We start from the raw sequence: 24080 nt of genomic DNA, 5'->3' as shown, positions 1-24080 counted from the left end.
CATGACACCCGAGCAGCTCCAGTCCCTCCGTTTCACGCTGCGCTCGCCCCGCAGGCTCAAGACGGAAGCGTTGGCTGGTTTGGTGGTGGCGCTTGCCCTCATTCCTGAGGCCATCGCGTTCTCCGTGATTGCCGGCGTGGATCCGCGCATCGGCCTTTTCGCGTCCTTCACGATGGGGGTCACCACAGCGATCGTGGGTGGCCGGCCAGCCATGATATCCGCAGCCACCGGTGCCGTCGCGCTCGTGATTGCCCCCGTCATGAAGGATCACGGACTCAACTACTTGATCGCCACGGTCATCCTCGCCGGGGTCTTCCAAATAGTCCTGGCGGTCCTGGGCGTCACGCGGCTCATGCGCTTCATTCCGCGTTCGGTGATGATCGGATTCGTGAATGCCTTGGCGATTCTGGTGTTCATGGCCCAGTTGCCTGAGCTCATCGGCGTCCCCTGGATGGTCTACCCGATTGTGGCCGTGGGGCTGCTGATCGTCTTCGCTTTGCCCAGAATCACGACGGCGGTGCCCGCACCGTTGGTGGCGGTCGTCTCCCTCACGATCGTGACGGCACTGGCCGGAATCCGCGTTCCCACTGTGCATGACAAGGGCGAACTCCCCAACAGCCTTCCCGGTTTTTTCGTGCCCAATGTGCCTTTGACCTGGGAGACCTTCCAGACCATTGCCCCGTTCGCTTTGTCCATGGCGCTAGTGGGCCTGCTGGAATCCCTCATGACGGCCAAGCTCGTGGATGACATCACGGATACCCGCTCCAACAAGACCCGGGTCTCCTGGGGCCAGGGCATTGCAAATATCGTCACCGGTTTCCTGGGTGGCTTGGGCGGCTGCGCCGTGATTGGCCAGACCATGATCAACGTGAAGGGTTCGGGTGCCCGCAGCCGGCTGTCAACCTTCCTGGCGGGAGCGTTCCTGTTGGGGCTCGTGGTGACGCTCGGGGACGTGGTGGGCACCATACCTATGGCCGCTTTGGTGGCTGTGATGATCTTCGTTTCCCTCATCACCTTTGACTGGCATTCGATCCGGCCCGCAACCCTAAAGCGGCTCCCGAAGTCCGAGACCGGCGTCATGCTCGTGACGGTGGCCGTTGTGGTGGCGACGCACAATCTGGCCATCGGGGTAGGAGCCGGCGTCCTCACGGCCATGGTGCTGTTCGCCCGCCGAGTGGCCCATTTCGCCACCGTGGAGCGGAGTGAATTCGAGCTCAACGGCCGGACCGTGGCGAGCTACACGGTGGATGGCGAGTTGTTCTTCGCCTCCTCAAACGACCTTTACACGCAGTTCGACTATGCAAAGGATTCCTCGGAGGGAATCGACCACGTGGTCATCGACCTGCATGCCTCGCACATCTGGGATGCTTCCACCGTGGCCGTGTTGGATTCCGTTACCGAGAAATACCGCAGGCACGGCCGCGAGGTGGAGCTCATCGGCCTCAACGCGGCGAGCGTCCGAATGCGCGAACGGCTGGCGGGCAAGCTCAACGCAGGCTAACGTCCCGGGCCCACCCAACGAACACCCCCCAACTGACTCGCAGTTGTTGTCGTTATGAGCCGCCAAAACGACAACTAATGCGAGCTAGTTGGGCACACGCCGCCCGGGTTCCCTGGCCGTGGGGCCCCGCCGGCGAGGGGCCCTGCCTGAGCTTGCGAAGGCTGGGAGCCGGTGGGGACTTGCGAGGCGAGGGTGGCGGTGGGGACTAGTTGGGCACTACGGAGTCTTGAACTCCCACGGCGCGGCCTTGGTGGTTCCCGCGCCGATGGTGCGGCCGGCGAGCCGATCCAGAAGCAGGGTGACGGCTCCCTCGAGCGCTTCCGGTTCCGGAGTCCCGCCTGCCGAACCGGGTGCCAGGACATCAAATCCGGCAGGCTGCATCGTGTCCGAAATGACCACCTGGGCTACTCCGCGCCTGGCCAGCTCCCCCACGGTGAGGTCAAGAAGGGTCCCGGGCGGCAGGGCCCCGATGATGGCGCCGTCGGCACCCCCGGAGAGCATGAACCGCCGCCACCCTTCGCCGATGAGGATCACAGGCTGGTAGCCGTGCTGGGGCAATATGCGTGCAGCGGCCGTCGCGAGTGCCCGGTCCCACGGCCATTCCAGGTCGCCGATGGCAATCGCGACGAGGTCGGTCTTGCCGCGGCGCATTCCGCGGGCCGCCTGATTGGGTACGTAACCCAATTCCTTGGCCGCGGCCTGGACCCGCTCTTGTGTCGCGTCGCTGATGCGGGTGGTGCCACCGAGGCGCCCGGACAAGACATAGGACACGGTGGTGAGGGAAACGCCGGCACTCTTGGCGACGTCCCGGATGGTCGGCTTCGATCCAAGTCCCATGGCCTAGCGCTTTCCCTTCTTGCGGGAGCCCTTGCCCCGGCCCTTGTCCGGGTTCGGGGCATAACGCTGGGCAACCGCCGGTTTTTTGGCGCCAGTGCCTCGTCGGTCCGGCTTGGGTGCCTTCTTGGGCTTCTCCTGTTGAGCCGATGGCTGCCGCGAACTTTGCGCAGTGCGGCCCCGGACAATGCCAATGAATTCCTCGATGACCTCGCTCGTGGAATCGCTCGGCCAGGCGAGGCCGATCTGCGTCCCTTCGGCCCCTGTCAGGCGGCGCGCCACCGTGTCCTTGACATTGAAATGCCGGGCCACGGACATCGGCAGGATCACGAGGCCGGCACCGGACGCCACCACCTGCATGGCCATCTCCGGCCCGCCCATTCCGGCGACATCCAGGAAGTTCTCCTCCGCGAGGTCCTCCAGCGCCACCTCTTCGAACACCGAGATTTCATGGCCCTTCGGGGCCACCACCACAGGCTGCTCTTCGTAGAGCGGAATCACGTGCAGTCCATCGCGATCCACCGGCAGGCGGACAAAGCTGAGATCCGCGGAGCCGTCGCGCAGGACGTCCAGCTGCGCGCCGTCGTCGGACATGAACGAGTGAAGCGGAACATCCGGCATGCGCTCTTCCCAGCGCCGGATCCATTTCCCGGGCGTCACGCCGGCGACATAGGCGAAAGTGAGCCCCTGGGGCCCGCTGGTTTCAGCGTCGGAAGCGTCGGGGGTACCGACGGCGGGCAGGGATTCTTGATCGGATGGCACCAGTTCACAGTACCGCGCGGGCCGTAGCCAACCCAGCGCCGGCCCAAGCTACGCCGCGTACACCTGGACCGCTGTCGCCTTGACTACAAAGTGGACGCGCGAGCCCGGTTCCAATCCCAGCTCGGCGGACGCTGAGGGCGTGATGTCCGCTGCCAGATCGCCGGCCCGGACCCTGATGTGGTCCCCATGCGGTTCAAGATCCGTGATCGCAACCGGGAACGAGTTGCGCGGGCTGCCGTGGGCAGCGTCCAGGAAGATGGAAACGGCCGACGGCGGGAACGCGGCGACGCCTGGCTGGCCGGGTTCCGCTTCGTCATCGAGGTCTCCCGCGACATGCAGGCTGGGAAGCTCGACGGTGGCGACCGTCCTGAGTCCGTCCTCCGTGACGGTGCCAGCCATGAGGTTCACTCCGGCCAGGCCCGCGGCGAATTGGCTTCGTGGACGTCGGAATACCTCACGGGTGGCCCCTTCCTCCACAATCCTGCCCTTTTCCATGACGATCACGCGGTCCGCGAGCATGAGGGCATCCAGGACGTCGTGGGTGATGATCAGGGCACGACGCCCGGACAGGACGCGTTTGAGGAGCCGGCGCAAGTGCGGGGCGGCGTGGATGTCCAACGCGGACATCGGCTCGTCCAGGAGCAGCAACTCGGGACTGGCCGCCAGCGCGCGGGCCACCGCAACACGTTGGGCTTGGCCCCCGGACAACTGCCCCGGCTTGCGCCCGGCGAGCTCCATGGCGTCCACTTCGGCTAGCCAGTGCCGCGCAGTTTCGCGCGATTCCGTCCGCGAAGCGCCTGAGCTGCGCGGGCCGAATGCCACGTTGTCCAGGACGCTCAGGTGCGGGAAAAGCAACGGCTCCTGGGCCAACAGCGCCGTGCCGCGAAGGTGCGGAGGGGTCCATGCCCGGCCGCCGCCGTCGAGGTTGAAGAGAACCTGGTCCCCGAGGCGGGCAGAGCCCGCGTCCGGCCGCAAGAGTCCCGCCGCGACGGAGAGAAGCGTCGACTTTCCGGCCCCGTTGGGTCCGAGGATCGCAACGGTCTCCGCTTGCCCGAGGGTCAGTGACACGTCCAGGTTGCGGGCCCGGACAGTGGCGTCGATCTGGAAACTCACGCGGCTGCCTCCGCGGGAAGATCCGCGCGGTGCGGACGCCGGTAAGACAGTCCGACGACGATCACGGCCACCGCGACGAGAACCAGCGAAAGGGCGACGGCGGCGTCCGCGTCGGTCTCTCGCTGCAGGTAGATTTCCAGCGGCAGCGTCCTCGTGACACCTTGCAGGCTCCCCGCAAATGTCAGCGTGGCGCCGAACTCGCCCAGGCTGCGGGCAAAGGACAACACCGCCCCCGAGGCAAGGCCGGGGAGGACCATCGGGATGGTCACGCGCCTCAAGATGGTGGTGGGGCGGGCGCCGAGCGTCGCGGCAACGGCTTCGTAGCGGTTGCCGGCCGTCCGCAAGGCGCCTTCTAGGCTGACCACCAAGAATGGCAAGGCGACAAACGTCTGGGCCAGGACCACCGCCGTCGTCGAGAACGCGATCTGGATGCCCGCGAGTCCAAGGCTCTTGCCCAGAAGACCCTGCCGACCGAACGTATAGAGCAGCGCGATCCCGCCCACCACGGGTGGCAACACCAAGGGCAGGAGGACGAAGGCACGGAGGAGCCGCTGCCCGCGGAAGGGCCGGCGGGCTAGGACAAGCGCCAACGGGATGCCGAAGACGATGCAGAGCGCGGTGCTCGCGGCAGAGGTGCGGAGGCTGAGACCCAACGCCGTGAGCGAGGAATCGGAGGTCACCAGCGGGATGAACTGTGTCCAGTTGACCTTTGCAACCATGGCAGCCAGCGGCAACAGGACGAACAAGCCGCCCACTACCGCCAGGCCATAGACCCACCGTGGAATCCCGCTGAAATTCATCGACGCCTACGGTACGCCGAGGCTTGGGTCACCGGGACCATCCGGGCGGCCCCGGCGACTCTTGTGTGCGGCATGGATTCATCCTAGAACAGGGGCTGTGCCACTTCCCTGCAGGGGCGGATACCCTTGAACCATGACCTCTGCAAACTCCCAGTCCATGAAGCCGGCCACCGTTGCCAAGAAACTTGGCATCTACCTGCCTGCAACACCCCAGGAGTTCCAGGATTCGGAAATCACCCGCGCCGATTTCGCCGAGCTCCAGGCCAATGCCCCGGAGTGGCTCGCCGAGCTCCGCCGGACGGGTCCGCACCCGCGTCCCGTCGTGGCACAGAAGCTGAACATCTCCATCAGCGGCCTTGCCCGCGGCGGAATCACCGAGGCCCTCACGACGGCGGAAATCACCGAACTGCTGGCAGCTCCCCCGCAGTGGCTCGTCGTCGAGCGCGCCACGCACGCAGCCGTGCGCTCCGAGGCAAAGCGCATCAAGGAAGAAGCTGCCAAAAAGGAAGCCACGAAGGAAGCCAAGTCCAACGCCACTGCCAAGCGGGACGCACCGAAGGCATCCAAGCGGGACCACGCTTAAGCTCCAAAAGACGTTCACAGGAAGGCGGACAACCCGGACCGGGTTGTCCGCCTTCCTGCTTTTAGGCACGGAATCGGGGCCCTCGCCTCCGAGCCATCCTCGGCGCATACTGAATTTGAGAGCGGTGCGCGTTCGCGTGGAGGTGGTCCGATTGCCCGCCACAACTGGAATCCAGCTGACGGCCTGGGAGATCGGGCTGTGGGGGCTTTTGCTTCTGTGCGCGGTGGTCTTTACCGTCAACACCGTCCGGAAAGCGGCCGTCCACGGAGCCCCCGACGGCGGCCATCCCGACTTGCAGGGGCACCTCGGCCACCGCGATCGGGAGTTCGTCAAAGAGCCGGACGCCACCTTCTGGAACATCTTCGCCGGACTCGTGGTGATTGTCCCGGCGGTCGTCATTCCCGCGTTGGCCTCGCCCGCCGTCGGGCTCTTGATGCTCTTCCTCGGCGTAGCTGCCGCTATTGCAGCCTTTGCGGTCGGCCGGACACTGGAGCGGAACCGTCAGGACCGCAGCGGTTTCACCGAAGCGGCAGCCCGTCACGACGCCCTCTTGGCCCGCTGGCAAAGGTATGAACTCGATCCCGCCAAGGGCATCGACTTCCCCGGCATGAGCGATGTCAGCGTTCCGCAGACCGCCGCTTTAGTCCGTGCGCTGCAGGAAGCCCAACGGTGCCGCCTCACCGCAGGGACGGACTATGCCCACGCGGTCGAGAAGTTGGATGTGGCGATGGTCGAAGCCGAAGCAGCTGCGGGCGTTTCTGCGTCGTAGGCGGCTCGCCCCGGATTCCAAAAGTGAGGTCTCGGCCCTTTCAACCAGTGAAAGCGCCGAGACCTCACGTGTCGATCGGTAACTCGTCCTAGGCCACCGGTACCGCTACGCGGCTGTTTGCGGTGACGATCCTGGCGGCTGTTGCCTGGCCCATCCGGACCGCGCCGTCCACGTGCTGGTAGCCTTCGGCAGCCAGATCGGAGGAAGACCAGTAGATCGGTCCTACGTTGGCGTGCTGGTCCTTGCCGTAACGGTGCAGGCCGCCCAGGTCGTAGCTGGACGCGTAGGCCCCACGGGTCCATTCTTCGGAACCCCAGTCGGATTCGTAGTAGACCTCGGCGTCCAGGGCTTTGTCGCCGAGGAAGCCCGCGATGGACTCAAGGACCTTCTTCTTGCGGTCCCCGGCGCTGAGCTCGAAGACCGCGTCTGCCTTTTCGTCCGAAATGAAGCCCACCAGGGTCCCGCGGGCGTCTCCGTGGTTGGTGTTGTCGTAGACCTCCTGGACCAGGGCGTCGGCGCCGAAGCCCGTCCCGGAGAGGCCGTCTTCGCGCCAGAACGGCGTGCGGTAGACGGCGTGCACCTTGATGACCAAGCCCAAGGACTGGTGCTGGTGCATCTGGTGCTGGCGGCGCGGCAGCGGCGGGTTGAAGGACACGCGGGAGTACAGGTTCGGCGGGACAGCCATGATCACGAATCGCGCATTGACGGTTGCACGCTCGGATTCAACGGTGACCCGATGGCCTTCGCCGGCCGCCTCCCAGTTGATGGTGCGGACCGGGCTGCTAAGTACGACGTCGTCGCCCAGTTCCGCGGCGATCAACAGGGAGACCTGCTGCATCCCGCCGATAACCCGCTTGTCAAGGATGAAGTCTTCGTCCGTCAGGTTGGAGAAGGAGCCTGCCGAGGCTGCCATCAGCACCGCTTGCAGGGCCGAGAAAGCGTGGGCCGGCTTCGTCAGCATGCCGCCGGCGATGAAGAGGCCGATATTGTTGCAGGCCTCCTCGTCCGTGGAATTCTGGCGCAGCCAGTGGTGGAAGGAAATGGTGTCCAATTCGCGGGCCTTCGGGTGGGCCCATGGCTCCTCCGGGCCGATCTCCGCGGCGAGGCCGTCCAGGATGGCGGTGAGCTTCTCCATTTCGGCCGCAGTGGTCTCGCTTACGGGGAAGGACGCACCGGTGTAGCGGGTGCGGGTGCCGTCCGGCGAGAGGTACACCGATTCGCCGTCGCGGTAGCGGGAGTACATTTTCAAGCCCAGCTCGTCCAGGAGCCCCATGAGGGCGGTCTGGTCCGGGGACACCCACTGTCCGCCGATTTCCAGCATGGCGCCGTCAATCGTGTCGGTCCACGTACGGCCACCGACGCGGTCGCGTGCTTCGAGCACGGCAACGCTGAGCCCGGCCTTCTTCAACTCGCGGGCGGCCGTCAACCCCGACGGACCGGCACCGACAATTACGACGTCGCGATCAAGATTCAACATGATGTCCTTTCTGTGGCCGTCCCCGTTGGCTGACCAATAAATGAATGACGTTCATTTATCTCAACTGTAGCTGGATTGGCCCCGGCTGTGAAGACCCAAATGGAATAATGCTGATGACACTGCTTCCAGAAAGGTCAGCGATGCCTGAACCCACCCCCACTCCCGGCGAGACCAAAGCGCGCCGCAGGGCGGGTCGGCCAATGGCGGCGGTCCTCGACCAGGACGGCATCACTGCCGCGGCCCTGGAACTGATCAGCAAGAAGGGCTACGACGGCCTCACGATGGCCGCACTCGCGCGCTCCCTGGGCGTGGCGCCGTCGGCCCTTTACAACCACGTCTCCTCCAAGGACGAGGTCCTTAAGCTGGTTGAAGAGGACCTGATGTCCAAAGTCGACTTCGGGGGTTTCAGCACGCTCCCGTGGGAGGAGGCCGTCCGGCAATGGGCCTATTCCTACCGCGGCATCTTCGCAAGGCACACCCCGCTGATCTCGGTGATCGCGGTTCTTCCCGTGACGGACGCCCCACAGACCCTCGCCATGTACGAGGCCGTTACCGAGGGCTTCCTCCGTGCCGGCTTCCCGGAGCAGCAGATCATCCCGAGCATCGTGGCCCTTGAGGCCTACATTTTCGGCGCCGCTTTCGACGCGAACGCGCCGGCGGACATTTTCGATTCCGGCCGCTTGGCCGACTCCACGCCGCACTTCACCTCGGCTGTCCGTAGCCTCGGGCCCGAACGGAACAACTACCCGTCCGACCTCGCGTTCAGCATGGGCTTGGATGCGCTGATCACCGGCCTCGGCGCGCTGCGGGTGTAGCCCAACTGACTCGCAGTTGTTGTCGTTATGAGGGCTCATAACGACAACAACTGCGAGTCAGTTGGGAGTTACGGGGTTTGGTGAGTTAAACAAAGGAACCCCGGTCAGAGACCGGGGTTCCTTTGAATTGCGTGCGCGAGGGGGGATTTGAACCCCCACACCCTTTCGGATACTGGCACCTGAAGCCAGCGCGTCTGCCGTTCCGCCACTCGCGCGCAACTTCCTTCGCCCGGGCCGCACCAGGTTTCCCCGGCCTCACCCCTGCGAAAGCAGCGAGATCAAGCATAACGGACAACCTGTTGAAAACGCCAATCGCCCAAGGTCGGGGCAGTAAAACCCCGGGATCCCCCGCTTTGCCGGTCCCCCGCACGGTGCTGAAATCACGCGAGAAGCGTCGCGAAATGATGCGGGCCGCCGAACTTTTCCGGCCTTCCAGGCGTTGTGGAATAAGGCCATTCACAGTCTTGCCCAGTAGTATCGGGGTTGAAGACAGGCTCCTTGCGTGCGCTCCGGCCACTGCGGGGATTCGTCTTGGCTACTGATATCGCAGAGTCAACGAAACGGAAGGAGAAGGACCATGGGCTTGCTTGACAGGGTTGAACGTGGCATAGAAAAGGCCGTCCGCGGCGTCTTCTCCACCGGCTCGCGGGCAAAGGTGGAGCCGGTGGAGATAGCCAGCAAGCTACGCCGTGAACTGGACAACAAGTCCATCACCATTTCGGCCGGCCGCACCTTGGCTCCCAACATCTTCGATGTCCTCTTGAGCGATGCGGACTTCACGCGCGCCCAGGAATGGGGAACCCCACTGGCCGAAGAATTGTGCGACGTCGTCATCCAGCACGTGCGCAGCCAGGGTTACATCCTGCAGGGTCCGGTACGGATCTCTTTCCGTCACGACGAGGCCCAGCGCGAAGGCCATTTCGAAATCACGTCCAGCACCGAGAAATCCAACGGGGCTGCCGCGCCCGCTGCTCCCCGGCCAGTCGTTCCCGCCGCGCCAAACCGCGAACCCACACGGCTCCAGCCTGTCCTGGACATAGGCGGACAACGCTATTCCCTCAACGCGCCTTCGATCGTGCTGGGCAGGTCCTCCGAGGCCGACATCCTGGTGGACGATACCGGCGTCTCGCGCAAGCACTTGGAAATCCAGACGGCAGACGGGGTCATCCACGCCGTCGACCTCGGTTCCACCAATGGAAGCTACGTCAACGGCCACAAAGTGGACGGCAGTGTGGAATTGACTGACGGATCCACCATCACCATGGGACGGACCAAGATCATCTTCAGACTTCTCCCCCAGCCTTCTGGTGGGCGCCCGTGAGCGACATCAGCGAACTGACCATCACCGCACTCCGCTTCGGCTTCCTGCTGTTGCTGTGGGTCCTGATCTTCAGCATCGTCTCGACCATGCGCCGCGATCTCGTGATCGGCCGCAAAGCCGCAATGGGGACTCCGACGGCACGCGAGTTACGCAAGAATCCGGAACTCGCCCCCGCGCCGCCCCAGCCCGTGAAGCAGCAGGCGCACCAGCTCGTCGTCGTTGAGGGACCACTCAAGGGGACCACGCTTCCTCTGGCCGCGAGCCCCATTTTGCTGGGCCGCGCACAAGAGGCCACCTTGGTCCTCGAGGATGATTATGCTTCGGGCAGGCACGCACGCTTGTTCCCGCAAGGCAGCCGCTGGTTCATCGAAGATCTCGGTTCCACCAACGGCACCTACCTCGCCGATCAGCAACTGACCCGCGCCCTGCCGGTGGAGCTTGGCGTCCCCGTGAGGATCGGCAAGACGGTCATCGAATTGAGGCCGTAGCCCATGGCTTCCCCGCATGCCTCCGAGGGCAAGTCGCTGCCTCCGGAACTTCCCCTCATCATGCGCTACGCGGCGCGGTCCGACGTCGGGCGTGTCCGCTCGAAGAACGACGACTCCGCGTACGCCGGCCGGCACCTTGCCGTCGTCGCGGACGGCATGGGCGGGCATGCGGGCGGGGACGTCGCCTCAGCGTCCACCGTGCTGGACATGATCCACCTCGATCATGATTCCTACCCGGACGGCGCGGAAACAGTCCTGGCAGATGAAATCCAGACCGCCAATTCCCTCCTCTCCGAGCTTGTCCACGTTGACCCGAAGCTCGCAGGCATGGGCACCACGGTCACTGCCCTGCTGCTCGAAGGCAGGCGGCTGCACTTCGCGCACATCGGCGATTCCCGGGCCTACCGCTTGCGCAATGGCAAATTCGAACAAGTCAGCGTGGACCACACCTTCGTCCAGAGGTTGATTGACGAGGGCCGCCTGCGCCCGGAGGAAGCCGAAACCCACCCGCACAAGAACGTCCTCATGCGCGTTCTGGGGGACGTGGACGCCAGCCCCGAGCTGGACCTGGACGAGCTCGACGTCGAACCCGGCGAACGCTGGCTCCTTTGTTCCGACGGCCTGAACTACGTCCAAGGCGCCGTCGTGGAGCAAGTAGTCCGCGAAACCAAGGACCTTGCCGAATGCGCAGAGCTCCTCATTGAGCTGACCCTCGCCAACGGCGCTCCGGACAACGTCACCGTGGTGCTGTTGGAAATCGTGGAGGAGACAGGCGACAACCTCAGCACGGCCGCCGTCGACGTCGTCCCGGAAGCGCCGGCGCCAGCGAACGCGGCCGAAGCGGCGAAAGCCGCACCGCGCAAGGACGGGCACGGCAGCGATGCCAGCGCCCCGGCTAAAGAGTCCGGGACCAACGCCCCCGCAACGGGCCGGGTCCCGCCGCGGGAAACAACGTCCGACGCCGGGCCTTCCGCCGCCGCGGCAAAGCCCACCGCCGCCGCGGAGCCCGAAGCGGGCGCTCCCGCAAATCCCGCCGGGACTACCGAACCTCCGACGGCGACAGACCCCCACCTTGGCGAGCACTTGTCGGCCGAGATCCTCCGCGAGGAGCTTTCGAGCCGCCCGCACGAACTGGTCGGTGCCGCCGCAACCGCCGCCGATACGGGTTCGATCCCCACCATCGCAGGGCGCAGTGTTGCACGCCGTGCCGCCACTGTACTGACCCACAAGGCTGAACAGGACCGTCAGGATCCCCAGCCCATTGTCGCCCGGAAGCGGCGCTGGTTGACCCCGGCCATTGCAGCGGTCTTGGCCATTTTCGTGATCGCCGGGCTGTGGCTCGGTTATGCGTGGACCCAGACCCGCTACTACGTCGGTGAATTCAACCAGCACGTCGCGATCTTCAACGGCATTTCGCAGAGCCTTGGCCCGTTCCAGCTGTCGAAAGTAGAGGCCACGACGAATATCCGCATGGACTCTTTGCCTGAATACACACAACAGACACTTCGCCAGACCGTTCCGGCACGGGATCTCTCCGATGCCCAGCAGATTGTGAAAAGCCTGCAGGAGAACGGCACCACAGGGCTGCCGGCCAATTGCCCGACGGCTACCGCCACACCGACGGCAAGCCCCACCCCTACGGCAAGTCCCACGCCAAGCCCGAGTCCTTCGAACCGGCCAACATCGTCACCGACGTCCACGCCGGTCCCTTCGTGCGCGGTGTCCCGATGATTCTGGCCATTACCGCACCCCAGCCACGCCGCAACGTCGAGCTCGTCCTGCTGGTCCTTGCCCTCGCGGTGGGAATCGGCGCCAGCGCCATGGTCGGGCTCAATAATGCGACCGCGTTCGACGGCGATTTCTGGTTCCAGTCGAGTCTCTTGATCGTGGCAGCATTCGCTTTCCACATGGTCCTCAGGTTTCGCGCAAAATATGCCGACCCGATCATGCTCCCGATCGTCGTTGCCCTCAACGGCTTGGGACTGGCCCTCATCCATCGCATGGATCAGCCTGGCGAGGACACGGGTAACAACCAGTTGCGCTGGACCCTCCTGGCCATGGCGGTGTCAATCGTCGTGATCTGGTTCGTCAAGGACCACCGCCTCCTTCGCCGCTTCACCTTCATCGCGCTGGCGGCCAGCGCAGTTCTCCTTGTGCTGCCGCTCGTTCCGGGCATCTCAGCCGGCGAGGTGCTTGGCGCGAGCGTATGGATCCGTCTCGGTCCCATGACCTTCCAGCCAGGCGAAATCGCCAAAATCACCCTGGCTATCTTCTTCGCAGGTTACCTTTCGTCCAACCGCGACCTCATCCTGCTGGCCGGCCGCAAGATCGGCCCCATGCAATTGCCGCGCTTCAAGGATCTCGGCCCCATGATCACGGCCTGGCTCGTGAGCATCGGCATCCTCGTCTTCCAGCGGGACCTCGGCACGTCGATCCTTTTCTTCGGCTTGTTCATCGTCATCATTTACGTGGCAACAAGCCGGATCAGCTGGGTGGTCATCGGGGGCGCCCTGATCCTCGGTGGCGGATTCCTCGCGTCCAAGTTCTTCTCGCACGTTGCGTTCCGGCTGGACAGCTGGTGGAACGCCTTCACCCCGGAAGTCTTCGACCGGTCCCCGGGCGGCAGCGGCCAGATCGTCCAGGGCCTCTTCGGCATGGCCGACGGCGGCCTCGGCGGCACCGGCCTCGGACAGGGCCGGCCGGACCTGGTTCCGTTTGCGAACAGCGATATGATCGTGGCCCTCATCGGTGAGGAACTCGGACTGGTCGGCCTCTTTGCCGTCGTGCTGCTCTACATGCTGCTCTTCACGCGCGGGTTCCGCGCGGCTCTTGGCGCGCGGGACGCGTTCGGCAAGCTCCTGGCGTGCGGGCTCTCCTTTGCCATCGCACTGCAGTGCTTCGTGGTGATCGGCGGCGTCACGCGGCTCATCCCGCTGACCGGGCTCACCACTCCCTTCCTGGCGGCAGGCGGTTCCTCACTGCTTGCCAACTGGATCATCGTGGGTTTGCTGCTCATGATTTCGAACACCGCGCGCGGCCCGGTGGACACCTCGCCCATTACCCATGCCCCCACAGAGGCGGTGCAGACCTCATGAACCATTCCATACGCAATTCGTGGATGGCAGCCGTTGCCATGTTCGCCCTGCTCTTTGGCGCGATCAGCTATGTCCAGGTCATCGGCGCCGGCGACCTCAATGACAATCCGTGGAACCAGCGCGCTGTCCTGGCGAACTACTGCAACGACCGCGGTGCGATCATCGTGGGCGGCAAACCAGTCGCGGAATCCGTTGCTGGAGACGAAACCTGCAAGTACCAGCGCAGCTACGCCCAGCCGGAGCTCTATGCCGGAATCACGGGCTACTTCTCACGGACCTATGGATCCACCGGGCTCGAGCAGCAGCTCCGGGACGAACTGGCCGGCAGTTCCGACCAACTCTTCCTGGACCGTGTCAGCCAGATTTTCCTCGGCAGCCAGCCAAAGGGCGCCTCGGTGGAACTGACCCTCGATCCCGTGATCCAGAAGCTCGCCTACGACCTCATTCCTGACGGTCAGCGCGGCTCGATCGTTGTCACCAACCCCAAGACGGGCGCGATCATCGCGATGGTCTCCAAACCGTCCTACGATCCCAACCTGATCGCCACGCACGATCCCGCCAAGGAAAAGGCCGGCTACGACCAAATCAACCAGGTTCCCGGCATCAACCTCAACCAGTCCGTGAGCGGACCCACCGGCGAGTTGCTGGCGCCCGGTTCCGTATTCAAGCTCGTCGATACTGCCGCTGCATTGAGTTCCGGGAAGTACAACAAGGACAGTGTCTTGCCGAACCCGGACAGCCTGCCCTTGCCCGGTTCGAACGCTTCGCTGCCCAACTACGCCGGCGGCAACTGCTCAACCCGCAACACGGCCGATTTCCCTTTCGCCCTTGAGCAGTCGTGCAATACGCCGTTCGCGAGCATCGCCCTCGACCTGGGCCAGAAGGCCATCGCGGACCAGGCCAGCAAGTTCGGCTTCGGCCAGGATTTCGGGGACCAGCTCAAGCTTCAGTCCGCGGTCAGCGTCTTCCCCACGAATCTGGACCAGGCCGCGCTGGCCCAGTCCGCCGTCGGGCAGCGTGACGTCAGGGCCACTCCGCTGCAAATCGCAATGATGACGGCGGCCATCGCCAACAAGGGCGTCCAGATGAAGCCGAACCTCATCAAGACTGTGCGGGCACCGGACCTGCGCGTCATCAGCGAACCCAAGCCCGAGGCGCTGCGCACGTCCACCACGCCCGATATCGCCAGCCAGATCACTCAATGGATGACCGACGTCGTATCGCAAGGCATTGCGAGTGGTGCCGCAGTACCGGGAATCCAGGTGGCCGGCAAGACCGGTACGGCGCAACTCGGAGATACAGGTTTGAACAACTCATGGTTTACCGGGTTCGCCCCGGCCAACGACCCGCAGGTAGCCGTCACCATTGTCATGGAAGGCGTTGATGTGTCTACCGGCGCAAAGCTAACCAGTCCGAACGCGAAGAAGATTTTTGAGGCGGTGTTGAATAAGTGAGGCCTACGTCAGGAATCACCCTCGGCGGCAGGTTCCAGCTGACCAGTCGCATTGCGATTGGCGGCATGGGAGAGGTCTGGAGGGCAAAGGACCAGATCCTTGGCCGGATCGTCGCCATCAAGGTACTCAAGGAGGAATACACGGGTGACCCCGGGTTCCTCCAGCGGTTCCGTGCCGAGGCCCGCCACACCGCGTTGCTTAATCACGTGGGGATCGCCAACGTCTTCGACTACGGAGAGGAAGACGGCTCCGCCTACTTGGTCATGGAATTGGTGCCAGGCCAGCCGTTGAGCAGCATCCTGGAACACGAGCAGGTTCTTTCGCCGGACCGCACCATGTCCATCATTTCCCAGACCGCCCGGGCACTGGCCCCCGCGCACGCCCAGGGCCTGGTGCACCGCGACATCAAACCGGGCAACCTCCTGATCACGCCGGACTTCCGCGTCAAGATCACCGACTTCGGCATCGCCCGCCTGGCAGACCAGGTTCCGCTCACGCAGACCGGGCAGGTCATGGGTACCGCCCAGTACCTCGCTCCGGAGCAGGCCACGGGGCAAACGGCCACGGGCTCCTCGGACATATATTCCCTCGGGGTTATTGGCTACGAGTGCCTCACGGGGCATCGCCCGTTCTCCGGCGAATCCCAAATCGCCATTGCGCTGGCCCAGGTCAACGACGCGCCGCCGCCGCTTCCCGAAAGCCTGCCCACCCCGGTACGCGCCCTGCTGATGTCCATGCTTGCGAAGGATCCGAAGAACCGTCCTGCGGATGCCATCAAGCTGGCCGAGGCCGCGGAAGCGATCCGCGCGGGCGATATAGCCGCGGCACACGTCGCAGTGCCGGGAATGTTGCTCTTCGAATCCGCCACGGGCCCCATCACAGCGCCGACCGACATCGCCACCGCTCCCACCGGGATTGTGGCCTCGCCGTACGGCAGGGAAGCCCGTTCGACGTCGACCTCGGCACTCCCGGTGATCGGCGCCGCAGCAGCAGGCGCCGCAGCGGTAGGGGCTGCCGCTGAAGGTGGAAACGCGTTGGCCCGCGCCAATGCCCTGGCCGCCGAGCGCAGTTTGAACGAGGCCGACGAGCACAACCAGTACATCCATGAGGAAGAGGAGTACCGGGAAGAGCCGCCGCGGAAGAAACGCAGCCCATGGACGTGGCCGCTCATCGCGCTGATCGCGCTCGTGCTGCTCGCCATAGCGGGGGCGATCCTGACCCAGTCGGGGCTGTTCTCGCCGAGCAGTCCCGCGCCAGCGACGACGGCCCCTCCAAGCCAGGTCTCGAGCGCGCCCCCAACCTCGGAAAGTCCGAGCCCCACGGAGACATCCGCTAGCCCGACGCCGACAACGCCGACTCCCGAGACCATCAACCTGATCCCGGATCAGTACAAGGGACAGCCGTACGACAAGGTGCGCTCGGACCTCAACGCGCTCGGCCTCGTGGTCAGCGGAAGCCAGGTCTTCGATCCGTCCGCGCCCGGCACCGTCATCGACATCAATCCTTCCGGCCCCGTGGCCAAGGGATCGACCATCACCGTCACCTACTCCAAGGGACCGCAGATGGTCACTGTGCCGACCATCGGCAAGGGTGCCACCGAGTCGCAAGTGCAGGCTGCCATCGAGGGTGCCGGCCTCCGTTGGGTCACGGGAGATCCCGTTGACGGGGCAACCGGCCAGGCGCCCGGAACATTCGTCAGTTCAGATCCTGCGGCCGGGCAAAAGGTGAACGCCGGGTCCGTCGTGACCTACCACTTGTCCAAGTCGGCCGCGTCCGCTTCTCCCTCAGCCAGCCGCTAAGACACCATGCCAACCGGACGCTCCACCCCTGCCCACAGAGAGGACAGCACTCCAATGACATCCCAGCGCGTCCTCAACGGGCGGTACGAACTCGGTGAATTGCTAGGCCGTGGTGGCATGGCCGATGTCTACAAGGGCACCGACACTGTGCTCGGGCGGACAGTGGCCGTGAAGCTGCTGCGTGCCGATCTTGCCCGGGATCCGCAGTTCCATGCGCGCTTCAAGCGCGAGGCACAGGCGGTGGCGGCCCTGAACCACTCCTCGATCGTCGCCATCTACGACACCGGCGAGTACACGGTGTCCGGCGGACCGGGCGAGGACGTCCGGGTCCCTTACATCGTCATGGAATACGTGTCCGGCCGGACCCTCCGCGACTTGATCCGCGCCAAGGAATTGGACATTGATCAGGCCATCGAGTTCATCCTTGGGGTCCTCGCCGCGCTCGAATACAGCCACAAGGCCGGAATCGTCCATCGCGATATCAAACCTGCCAACGTCATGGTGACCGGGGACTCGAACGATGTGAAGGTCATGGACTTCGGAATCGCCCGGGCGATGGCCGATTCCGCGGCAACCATGACCCAGACGCAGGCTGTCGTTGGCACGGCCCAGTACCTGTCGCCCGAGCAGGCCCTCGGCGAAACCGTGGATGCCCGCAGCGATCTGTACTCCGCGGCGTGCCTGCTGTTCGAAATGCTCACGTCCCGCCCGCCGTTTACGGGCGACAGCCCTGTCTCGGTGGCCTACCAGCACGTCCGCGAGGTCCCGGAGCCGGCCAGCACGTTCAATCCGGCCGTTTCGGAAGCGCTGGACAGTGTCCTGGCCAAAGGCCTGCAAAAGAACCGGGCCGATCGTTTCCAGGATGCAGCTGCGTTCCGCCGCGCCTTGCGTGCTGCCAAGAACGGCGTGGCCGTCCCGGCCGTTGCCGCCGGAGCACCCACGGGCGTCCAGGACGTCGTGCCGCCGACGCGGCAGATTGCGGAAGGCACTTTGGCGCGGGGCCTGACGGGCGCCGAATTCCTCGACACCACCCTCGCCGGAAGGTCGGGAAACGGTCAGAACGCCGCCGACCAGGACATGCTGGCCCTGCAGGCTGGCGAAGCGGAATCCGAAGCAGACCACGACGGCGCCATGCCGCTTGGTTTCACCCCCGAACGCGAGCGGACCGCCCGGCAGAAGTCCCGCCGTCGGGCATGGACCGCGGTAGTGGTTGTTCTCGTCCTTCTGGTCTTGGCCGGCGGCGCATTCTGGGTGTACAGCACGGTCAACCAGAAGCCGGCTCCGCCCGCGTTGATCGCAGTGCCACAGGTGGCCGGCATGACCGAAGCCGCGGCATTGCAGACGCTGTACGGCGCCAACCTCAGCCCGGAGTCAAACCACGTCCCGGATGACAAGGTCCCCAAGGGAACGGTGATCGGCAGCGATCCCGGCGTGGGGTCCCAAGTGGCCCCGAAATCGCAAGTCATGCTTAATGTTTCAGACGGCCCGGTCTCGGCGACTGTCCCGGCAGGCCTGAGCGGCCTCACCGAAGCCGCTGCCCGCGATCTCCTGCGTCAGGCCGGCCTTGTGGGCGGGTCGAGTACCTTGGCCAACAGTGCCACGGTTCCGGCGGGCTCCGTCATCAGTACCAAACCCGCTTCCGGGGCCGTAGTTGGCGTAGGCAGCACCGTTGACCTGGTGGTGTCCACGGGCAAGGTAGCCGTGCCTCAACTCGTCGGTTTGACTGAGGCCGATGCAGAAGCGCTACTCAAGGCGAACGGCCTGGCCATTGCGGTCACCGAACAGGAGAATTCGCAAGTAACCCCTGGAAAGGTGACGAGCCAGGGCGATGCTTTCAATTCGCTCGTGGAGCAGGGCAAGACCATCAGCGTGATTGTCGCGAAGGCTCCCGCCCCGCCGCCGAGCCCCTCTCCGACGCCCACGCCGTCTCCAAGCGACACCCGGGGCGGTGGCGGCGGAGGATCCGGCCTGGGCGGATTAGGCGGCTAGCGCTGGATCAGGGGGCTAAGGGTGGCCGCACGCGCGGCCGCTCCGGACATCCCTAGTGATTCAAGCCAGTTGCCGAGCATGAGGTAACCACCTTCGGTGAGCACCGATTCCGGGTGGAACTGCACACCGCACAGCGGCGCAGTGCGGTGCTGTAGGCCCATGACAACTCCGCTGGCGGTTTCGGCGGTGATTTCCAGAACGTCGGGAATGCTTTCCCGGACAGCCGCCAGGGAGTGGTAGCGGGTGGCCGTCACCGGCGAAGGCAACCCGGCAAAAACGCTCTTGCCTTCGTGCTGCACGGGCGATGTCTTGCCGTGCATGAGCTCGGGGGCATGTGTGACGATCCCGCCATAAGCCTCGGCCAAGGCCTGGTGTCCCAGGCAGACCCCGAACATCGGCTTGTTGTTGTCTCCGCACCATTTGATCAACTCAATGCAGACGCCGGCTTCGGCAGGGGTGCCGGGGCCCGGGGAGATGAGCACGCCGTCGCGCGCGTCCGCCAGCTCGATCGCTTCGGCAAGGGTGACGTCGTCGTTCCGGACCACCGTGGTTTCAGCACCGAGTTCCTGCAGGTAGCCGACCAGGGTGTAGACGAAGCTGTCGTAGTTGTCCACGACGAGGATTTTTGTTGTGCTCATGGCTGCTGTGCTGAACCAATCGTTGAGTCGGTGAGGGTAGTGAACTGTGACATCCAGGGGAAAAGGAACTGGACCATCAGGACAATCGCGCATGCCACGAGTGCAGCTGATGTCAGGATACGCACCCACAGTGGCCCCGGGAGGTGGCGGAAGATCCATCCGTACATGGCTTAGCCCTTTCCGGCCGTTTGGGCGACTTGCTTGGCGATCTCCTGCGGCGGCCCGGCGGAGGCAGGTTGCCAGCTTTCCAGCAGGGAGTAGGCGATGATGCGTTCCTGGGAACCAAAGCGCGGATTGCAGCTGGTCATGGTGAGGTAGCTTTCGGTGGGCTCCACACCCGGCTGCGTGGGGACCGGAAGAAGGACATCGGTCCGCGACGGCATCACGATCTGGTTGTTTCGGAAGACATACGTGTAATAACCGTCTTTGGTCTGCACATATATTTTGTCGCCCGGAACCAGGAGATGGATGTTGTCCAGCACGGCGCCATGGGTCTGGCGGTGTCCGGCGACGGCGAAGTTGCCCGGCGCTCCCGGCATGCTCGTGGATCCGTAGTGGCCGAGACCCAGCGTGTCCAGAATGTCGGAACCGGTTCCCTCGATGATGGGCCGCGAATAGTCAGGGCCGAACCGGGGAATGTACATGATGCCGATCATGCCGCCGTGTTCGGGAGCCTGGGCAACCACAGGTTTCCCGTAGTTCGGCGGTGCAGCAGGATTGGCAGGGGCAACAGGTGCCACCGGTCCCGCAAAACTCTTCGCAAATCCCTGGACGGCCTGGCTCTGCTTGGCGTCCGCTTCGACGTTGGTCCACCACAGCTCCCACGCCACAAAGAGCAACAGGATGATTCCCGCGGTGAGGAGGAGTTCGCCCACGATCTGGACGATCCTGCGCACGACGTCGCCTTTGCTTGGCCGTCCCTTTGGCCGCGGCGGGCGGGACTTGCGTCCTCCCCGGCGCGTACCCTCCGCACCCGTTCCCGTGCCGTCGTCCGGCACGGCAGCGGCTTGCTGCGTCTGCTGCTGCGCCACTGGATCTCCTCTTGACAGGCGCGGATGCCCGACGACGAGCAGTCTCCGAAATCCGGCTAGACTTGGCTGCTAGAACGAACCCCGGAATTGCCGCGTGCGCGTTGACCGCTGGAATTTTCCTTCCTGCAGGATATCAAGCTGACGCGCGGCCTTTCATTCAGCCGGCCAAGGAGGATCCGTGCCCGAGTCCAAGCCCCGCAAGAGGGCCGCCCGCCCCACCGAAGCGGCCACCGCGCACCAGTACAAGCCGAACCCCATCTGGTACAAGCCCGTCATGTTCGGTCTCATGATCATCGGCCTGCTGTGGATCATCACGTTCTACATCACGAGCGGCCAACTTCCCGTACCTGCATGGGCGTCCTGGAACATCGTGGCGGGCTTCGGCATCGCGATCGTTGGCTTCTTGATGACTACCCGCTGGCGCTCCTGAGCGGCGACCTCACATTCCGGCCGCCTGCCGCGTCTACTAGGCATGACCATCAGGCACACCACCATTGATTCCCCACTGGGTCAGCTCACGCTGACCGCCCGGGACGAGTCGCTGACCGGTATTTTCTTCGAGGGCCATTGGCATATGCCGCCGTCGGAATTCTTCGGGGAAGCCGTATCCGCCGAGGATCCCGTGTTCCAGCAAGCTGCGCGTGAACTCGGCGAATACCTGTCTGGCGAGCGAACGGTGTTCGACGTCCCTTTCCAGGTTTCAGGGAATCCGTTCCAGCAGCGGGTATGGGCCAGGCTGGAACACATTCCGTATGGCGAAACCGTCAGCTATGGAGAATTGGCCACCGAACTGGGCGACCGCAATCTTTCGCAAGCCGTCGGTTCGGCGGTTGGCCGCAATCCACTCAGCATCATCATCCCTTGCCACCGGGTTGTGGGGCGCGACGGGAGGCTCACCGGATACGCCGGCGGCCTCGACAACAAGCGCTTCCTCCTGGACCTCGAAGAACCGGCCTCGGCGAAGGAAAGCAAGCTCTTCTAATGGAGCCCAAGAAGCCGTTCGAACTTGTCGTCCGGGAACACGGACCCACGGTTCTTCGCGTGTGCCGCGCGGTTCTGGGCGCCCACGACGCCGAGGACGGCTGGTCGGAGACTTTCCTCTCCGCTTTGAAGGCCTACCCCGAACTTCCCGCGGGCGCCAACGTGCAGGCTTGGCTCGTCACCATCGCCCACCGCAAATCCATCGACATCGTCCGCGCCAGGAACCGCCAGCCGCTTCCCGTGGATGAACTTCCTGTGCGACCATCCGGACTCGGCATCCCCGGTGACGGTCATCGGGAGGTGCTCGACGCCGTCGGGCAGCTCCCCCCGAAGCAGCGCCAAGCGGTGGCCTACCACTACCTCGCCGGGCTCCCCTACAAGGACGTCGCCGGGCTTCTAGGCGGAACCCCCGACGCCGCGCGTCGAGCGGGAGCCGACGGCGTCAAGGCGCTGCGCACCATTCTCGTTGATAGCTCCGAGAGCTACGTGAAAGAAGAAACCCCATGACCATCCATCATGACGAACCGGACGTCTCCGCGCTCCTCGCACCCCTCGAGTCCGTGGAACCGGGCCTCATGCAGCGGCTCCACGACCGCCTCGCAGCGGCGGCCGCCGAACAGGACACCCTCGACATTGCCTACCGCACCGTGGATTCGCCGATCGGCAAACTGCTGCTCGCAGCCACGGAACGCGGCATGGTGCGCGTGGCCTTCGAAGTGGAAGACCACGACGCCGTGCTGCAGCGCCTCGCGGAAAAGCTCAGTCCGCGGATCCTCTTCTCAGCGAGCCGGCTGGATCCGGCCGCCCGCGAGCTGGACGAATACTTCGCGGGCACCCGGCACCGGTTCGACCTGCCCTTGGATTTCAGCCTTTCGCGCGGCTTCCGACTGAGCGTCCTGGAACATTTGCCGCAGATCGCCTACGGCCACACGGAAAGCTACGCGCAAGTGGCCTTGGCTGCCGGCAGCCCGCGGGCCGTTCGTGCCGTCGGGACCGCTTGCGCCACCAACCCGCTGCCGGTGATTGTTCCGTGCCACCGGGTGGTGAAGTCCGATGGATCGTTCGGGAACTACCTCGGCGGTGCGGAAGCCAAACGCGCCCTGCTGGCTCTCGAGGCGGCATGACTTCGGGATGGACGGAACCGCTGTTTCCGCTTGAGTTGCCGGACGCGCCCGACGCCGGTCCACGGGAGATCGCGCCCGGCGCGGTGCACGTTCCGGGCTGGCTGAGCCTTGAGCAGCAACAGTGGATAGCGGCCCGTTTCGAGGAGTGGACGCAGGGTCCCGTCCCCTTGCGTGCCGCGGTGCTTCCCGGTGGGCACCCGATGTCCGTCCGGACGGTCTGCCTCGGCTGGCACTGGCAACCCTATAGATACACACGCGAGGCCTTTGACGTCAACGGGCGCCGGGTCCTCGACCTTCCTGATTGGATGGTGCGCCTGGGTCGCAAGGCACTGTTCGAGGCCTACGGTGACGCCGCAGAAGCCGCAAGCTACACGCCGGACACTGCGCTCGTGAATTTCTACGACGAGGCGGCCAAAATGGGAATGCACCAGGACAAGGACGAAAAGTCGCGGGCCCCGGTGGTGTCGCTCAGCATCGGGGACAGCTGCGTCTTCCGCTTCGGAAACACGGAGACGCGCACCAAGCCGTATGCCGACGTCGTGCTCTCCTCAGGCGACCTCTTCGTGTTCGGCGAAGCGTCCCGTTTTGCATACCACGGAGTCACCAAAGTGCTCCCCGGAACGGCGCCGGAAGGTTGCGGATTGCCGAAGGGACGGATCAACATCACCATGCGCGTCACGGGAATGTCGTAGGGCCGGGGCACAATGGCAACAACAGCTTCTACCCGTCTTCCTGTGGAGGATTACCTATGACCCCGGCCGAGAACGGCACCATCATCGGCGACGACGGCCTTGCTCGTCCGCCCTGGGCTTCCGTCGACCCGCTCATGCGCGAGTACTACGACCACGAGTGGGGAATGCCCGTACGGGATGAACGGGGACTGTACGAACGCATCAGCCTCGAGGGTTTCCAGGCGGGACTGTCCTGGGCCACCATCTTGCGCAAGCGCGACGCGTTCCGGTCCGCTTTCATGGACTTCCACCCTGAAAGCGTCGCGGCCTTCACGGAGGCGGACGTCGAACGGCTGATGCAGGATTCGGGAATTGTGCGCAACCGCCTCAAGATCCGTGCGGCCATCACCAACGCCAAGGCGACGATCGGCTTGCGGAGCGAGGGCGGCTTGGTGGACTTCGTGTGGTCCTTCCAACCGGAGTCGACGCCGGAACCGCGGACGTTTGCCGACGTCGCCAGCCAATCGCCGGAATCGATTGCGCTCTCCAAGGCCCTGCGCAAGAAGGGCTTCGCTTTCGTGGGGCCCACCACGATGTACGCACTGATGGAGGCGATCGGCATGATCGACACCCATTTGCTCGACAGCCATCGCCGCGGCAGCTCAGGAGTCTGGCTCTGATTCCCGCCTTCTTTCCACAGAAGTGCGTAACTTTATCCACAGCTGTGGACAATTCATGTGGACATCCACGTACATGAGGCCAAGATCCCCGCATTCGGGCGATGACCGGACCCGTCCTCCTTGATCCGTGGTTTTACCCAGTGTGCACAAGCCTG

At 64.6% G+C, this 24080-nt stretch carries 24 protein-coding genes and 1 tRNA gene; 17 read left to right on the top strand and 8 right to left on the bottom strand.

What is annotated here, in order from left to right:
- Position 1: 1 nt before the first annotated feature.
- Positions 2-1501 carry a SulP family inorganic anion transporter gene (locus KNN17_RS04490; RefSeq protein WP_241707664.1) on the top strand — a complete coding sequence of 500 codons (1500 nt, stop codon included), beginning with the start codon at positions 2-4 and terminating at the stop codon, positions 1499-1501.
- A 216-nt stretch (positions 1502-1717) separates the two neighbouring features.
- Here the strand turns inward: KNN17_RS04490 and KNN17_RS04485 are convergent, their stop codons facing one another.
- From KNN17_RS04485 to KNN17_RS04470, 4 genes are all read right to left on the bottom strand, one after another.
- Complete coding sequence (locus KNN17_RS04485) at positions 1718-2338, bottom strand: LacI family DNA-binding transcriptional regulator (RefSeq protein WP_241707663.1); 621 nt, start codon at positions 2336-2338, stop codon at positions 1718-1720.
- Between the two features lie 3 nt (positions 2339-2341).
- Entirely contained in the window at positions 2342-3076 is a 735-nt protein-coding gene (locus KNN17_RS04480; protein ID WP_372489624.1) for a LysR family transcriptional regulator substrate-binding protein, read from the bottom strand.
- Positions 3077-3145: 69 nt separating this feature from the next.
- Positions 3146-4210, bottom strand: coding sequence for a sulfate/molybdate ABC transporter ATP-binding protein (locus KNN17_RS04475; RefSeq protein ID WP_241707661.1), 1065 nt, complete (start codon positions 4208-4210; stop codon positions 3146-3148).
- Entirely contained in the window at positions 4207-5010 is an 804-nt protein-coding gene (locus KNN17_RS04470) for an ABC transporter permease (protein WP_241707660.1), read from the bottom strand. Before KNN17_RS04470 ends, KNN17_RS04475 begins: the two co-directional genes overlap by 4 nt.
- Positions 5011-5143: 133 nt before the next feature.
- On the opposite strand from KNN17_RS04470, the gene KNN17_RS04465 reads away from it, so the two are divergent.
- Positions 5144-5593, top strand: a complete 450-nt coding sequence (locus KNN17_RS04465) for a DUF5997 family protein (RefSeq protein ID WP_078107028.1) — start codon at positions 5144-5146, stop codon at positions 5591-5593.
- A 151-nt stretch (positions 5594-5744) separates the two neighbouring features.
- Positions 5745-6362: a hypothetical protein gene (locus KNN17_RS04460; RefSeq protein WP_241707659.1), complete on the top strand. Its 618-nt coding sequence runs from the start codon at positions 5745-5747 to the stop codon at positions 6360-6362.
- Positions 6363-6450: 88 nt separating this feature from the next.
- Here the strand turns inward: KNN17_RS04460 and KNN17_RS04455 are convergent, their stop codons facing one another.
- Positions 6451-7839 (bottom strand): flavin monoamine oxidase family protein, encoded by a 1389-nt coding sequence (locus KNN17_RS04455; protein ID WP_241707658.1) that lies wholly within the window; start codon positions 7837-7839, stop codon positions 6451-6453.
- A gap of 107 nt (positions 7840-7946) precedes the next feature.
- Between KNN17_RS04455 and KNN17_RS04450 the strand changes: the two genes are divergently transcribed.
- The gene (locus tag KNN17_RS04450) at positions 7947-8654 is read left to right on the top strand and encodes a TetR/AcrR family transcriptional regulator (protein WP_241707657.1); all 708 of its coding nucleotides are present in this window, start codon (positions 7947-7949) and stop codon (positions 8652-8654) included.
- A gap of 132 nt (positions 8655-8786) precedes the next feature.
- On the opposite strand, the gene KNN17_RS04445 is transcribed toward KNN17_RS04450, so the two are convergent.
- Positions 8787-8869 (bottom strand) — tRNA-Leu (locus KNN17_RS04445).
- Positions 8870-9231: 362 nt separating this feature from the next.
- Here KNN17_RS04445 and KNN17_RS04440 point away from each other — a divergent pair.
- From KNN17_RS04440 to pknB, 7 genes are read left to right on the top strand one after another with little or no spacing between them, the layout of a single operon-like run.
- Positions 9232-9975, top strand: a complete 744-nt coding sequence (locus KNN17_RS04440; protein WP_241707656.1) for an FhaA domain-containing protein — start codon at positions 9232-9234, stop codon at positions 9973-9975.
- A 5-nt stretch (positions 9976-9980) separates the two neighbouring features.
- On the top strand, positions 9981-10463 hold the full coding sequence (locus KNN17_RS04435) for an FHA domain-containing protein FhaB/FipA (RefSeq protein ID WP_241707711.1): 483 nt from the start codon (positions 9981-9983) through the stop codon (positions 10461-10463).
- Between the two features lie 3 nt (positions 10464-10466).
- Positions 10467-12194 carry a PP2C family protein-serine/threonine phosphatase gene (locus KNN17_RS04430; protein WP_241707655.1) on the top strand — a complete coding sequence of 576 codons (1728 nt, stop codon included), beginning with the start codon at positions 10467-10469 and terminating at the stop codon, positions 12192-12194.
- Positions 12191-13558 carry an FtsW/RodA/SpoVE family cell cycle protein gene (locus KNN17_RS04425; protein WP_241707710.1) on the top strand — a complete coding sequence of 456 codons (1368 nt, stop codon included), beginning with the start codon at positions 12191-12193 and terminating at the stop codon, positions 13556-13558. Before KNN17_RS04430 ends, KNN17_RS04425 begins: the two co-directional genes overlap by 4 nt.
- Entirely contained in the window at positions 13555-15012 is a 1458-nt protein-coding gene (locus tag KNN17_RS04420) for a penicillin-binding transpeptidase domain-containing protein (protein ID WP_078107034.1), read from the top strand. Before KNN17_RS04425 ends, KNN17_RS04420 begins: the two co-directional genes overlap by 4 nt.
- Complete coding sequence (locus KNN17_RS04415) at positions 15009-16811, top strand: protein kinase domain-containing protein (RefSeq protein WP_241707654.1); 1803 nt, start codon at positions 15009-15011, stop codon at positions 16809-16811. The genes KNN17_RS04420 and KNN17_RS04415 overlap by 4 nt, the downstream gene beginning before the upstream one ends.
- A gap of 54 nt (positions 16812-16865) precedes the next feature.
- Positions 16866-18800, top strand: coding sequence for a Stk1 family PASTA domain-containing Ser/Thr kinase (gene pknB, locus KNN17_RS04410; protein ID WP_241707653.1), 1935 nt, complete (start codon positions 16866-16868; stop codon positions 18798-18800).
- Here pknB and KNN17_RS04405 read toward each other — a convergent pair.
- Together KNN17_RS04405 and KNN17_RS04400 are read right to left on the bottom strand one after the other, a co-directional pair.
- Complete coding sequence (locus KNN17_RS04405) at positions 18797-19438, bottom strand: aminodeoxychorismate/anthranilate synthase component II (RefSeq protein ID WP_241707652.1); 642 nt, start codon at positions 19436-19438, stop codon at positions 18797-18799. The genes pknB and KNN17_RS04405 overlap by 4 nt on opposite strands.
- A gap of 170 nt (positions 19439-19608) precedes the next feature.
- Positions 19609-20334 (bottom strand): class E sortase, encoded by a 726-nt coding sequence (locus tag KNN17_RS04400; RefSeq protein ID WP_241707709.1) that lies wholly within the window; start codon positions 20332-20334, stop codon positions 19609-19611.
- Positions 20335-20647: 313 nt separating this feature from the next.
- Between KNN17_RS04400 and KNN17_RS04395 the strand changes: the two genes are divergently transcribed.
- Genes KNN17_RS04395 through KNN17_RS04370 form a run of 6 tightly spaced genes read left to right on the top strand, consistent with a single transcriptional unit; the run spans position 20648 to position 23925 of the window.
- Positions 20648-20899, top strand: coding sequence for a cell division protein CrgA (locus tag KNN17_RS04395; protein WP_241707651.1), 252 nt, complete (start codon positions 20648-20650; stop codon positions 20897-20899).
- 42 nt (positions 20900-20941) lie between these two features.
- A complete protein-coding gene (locus tag KNN17_RS04390) occupies positions 20942-21451 on the top strand; it encodes a methylated-DNA--[protein]-cysteine S-methyltransferase (protein ID WP_241707650.1) in 510 nt (169 codons plus the stop codon).
- Positions 21451-21957: an RNA polymerase sigma factor gene (locus tag KNN17_RS04385; protein WP_241707649.1), complete on the top strand. Its 507-nt coding sequence runs from the start codon at positions 21451-21453 to the stop codon at positions 21955-21957. The genes KNN17_RS04390 and KNN17_RS04385 overlap by 1 nt, the downstream gene beginning before the upstream one ends.
- Positions 21954-22574 (top strand): methylated-DNA--[protein]-cysteine S-methyltransferase, encoded by a 621-nt coding sequence (locus tag KNN17_RS04380; RefSeq protein WP_241707648.1) that lies wholly within the window; start codon positions 21954-21956, stop codon positions 22572-22574. Before KNN17_RS04385 ends, KNN17_RS04380 begins: the two co-directional genes overlap by 4 nt.
- Positions 22571-23266 carry an alpha-ketoglutarate-dependent dioxygenase AlkB family protein gene (locus KNN17_RS04375; protein WP_241707647.1) on the top strand — a complete coding sequence of 232 codons (696 nt, stop codon included), beginning with the start codon at positions 22571-22573 and terminating at the stop codon, positions 23264-23266. The genes KNN17_RS04380 and KNN17_RS04375 overlap by 4 nt, the downstream gene beginning before the upstream one ends.
- Positions 23267-23322: 56 nt before the next feature.
- Positions 23323-23925 carry a DNA-3-methyladenine glycosylase I gene (locus KNN17_RS04370; protein ID WP_241707646.1) on the top strand — a complete coding sequence of 201 codons (603 nt, stop codon included), beginning with the start codon at positions 23323-23325 and terminating at the stop codon, positions 23923-23925.
- Positions 23926-24080: the final 155 nt, after the last annotated feature.

It is taken from the genome of Arthrobacter bambusae (genome assembly GCF_022606295.1).
GTDB classification, from domain to species: Bacteria; Actinomycetota; Actinomycetes; order Actinomycetales; family Micrococcaceae; genus Arthrobacter; species Arthrobacter bambusae_A.
This window is presented reverse-complemented; position numbering and strand designations above follow the sequence as displayed.

What these genes read in the sequence shown, in the direction of transcription:
- KNN17_RS04375 (WP_241707647.1), top strand. Translation starts at nt 22,571, where the DNA reads ATGACTTCGGGATGGACGGAACCGCTGTTTCCGCTTGAGTTGCCGGAC.
- KNN17_RS04420 (WP_078107034.1), top strand. Translation starts at nt 13,555, where the DNA reads ATGAACCATTCCATACGCAATTCGTGGATGGCAGCCGTTGCCATGTTC.
- KNN17_RS04430 (WP_241707655.1), top strand. Translation starts at nt 10,467, where the DNA reads ATGGCTTCCCCGCATGCCTCCGAGGGCAAGTCGCTGCCTCCGGAACTT.
- KNN17_RS04385 (WP_241707649.1), top strand. Translation starts at nt 21,451, where the DNA reads ATGGAGCCCAAGAAGCCGTTCGAACTTGTCGTCCGGGAACACGGACCC.
- KNN17_RS04390 (WP_241707650.1), top strand. Translation starts at nt 20,942, where the DNA reads ATGACCATCAGGCACACCACCATTGATTCCCCACTGGGTCAGCTCACG.
- KNN17_RS04440 (WP_241707656.1), top strand. Translation starts at nt 9,232, where the DNA reads ATGGGCTTGCTTGACAGGGTTGAACGTGGCATAGAAAAGGCCGTCCGC.
- KNN17_RS04370 (WP_241707646.1), top strand. Translation starts at nt 23,323, where the DNA reads ATGACCCCGGCCGAGAACGGCACCATCATCGGCGACGACGGCCTTGCT.
- KNN17_RS04450 (WP_241707657.1), top strand. Translation starts at nt 7,947, where the DNA reads ATGCTGATGACACTGCTTCCAGAAAGGTCAGCGATGCCTGAACCCACC.
- KNN17_RS04405 (WP_241707652.1), bottom strand. Translation starts at nt 19,438, where the DNA reads ATGAGCACAACAAAAATCCTCGTCGTGGACAACTACGACAGCTTCGTC.
- KNN17_RS04465 (WP_078107028.1), top strand. Translation starts at nt 5,144, where the DNA reads ATGACCTCTGCAAACTCCCAGTCCATGAAGCCGGCCACCGTTGCCAAG.
- KNN17_RS04425 (WP_241707710.1), top strand. Translation starts at nt 12,191, where the DNA reads ATGATTCTGGCCATTACCGCACCCCAGCCACGCCGCAACGTCGAGCTC.
- pknB (WP_241707653.1), top strand. Translation starts at nt 16,866, where the DNA reads ATGACATCCCAGCGCGTCCTCAACGGGCGGTACGAACTCGGTGAATTG.
- KNN17_RS04455 (WP_241707658.1), bottom strand. Translation starts at nt 7,839, where the DNA reads ATGTTGAATCTTGATCGCGACGTCGTAATTGTCGGTGCCGGTCCGTCG.
- KNN17_RS04470 (WP_241707660.1), bottom strand. Translation starts at nt 5,010, where the DNA reads ATGAATTTCAGCGGGATTCCACGGTGGGTCTATGGCCTGGCGGTAGTG.
- KNN17_RS04380 (WP_241707648.1), top strand. Translation starts at nt 21,954, where the DNA reads ATGACCATCCATCATGACGAACCGGACGTCTCCGCGCTCCTCGCACCC.
- KNN17_RS04485 (WP_241707663.1), bottom strand. Translation starts at nt 2,338, where the DNA reads ATGGGACTTGGATCGAAGCCGACCATCCGGGACGTCGCCAAGAGTGCC.
- KNN17_RS04490 (WP_241707664.1), top strand. Translation starts at nt 2, where the DNA reads ATGACACCCGAGCAGCTCCAGTCCCTCCGTTTCACGCTGCGCTCGCCC.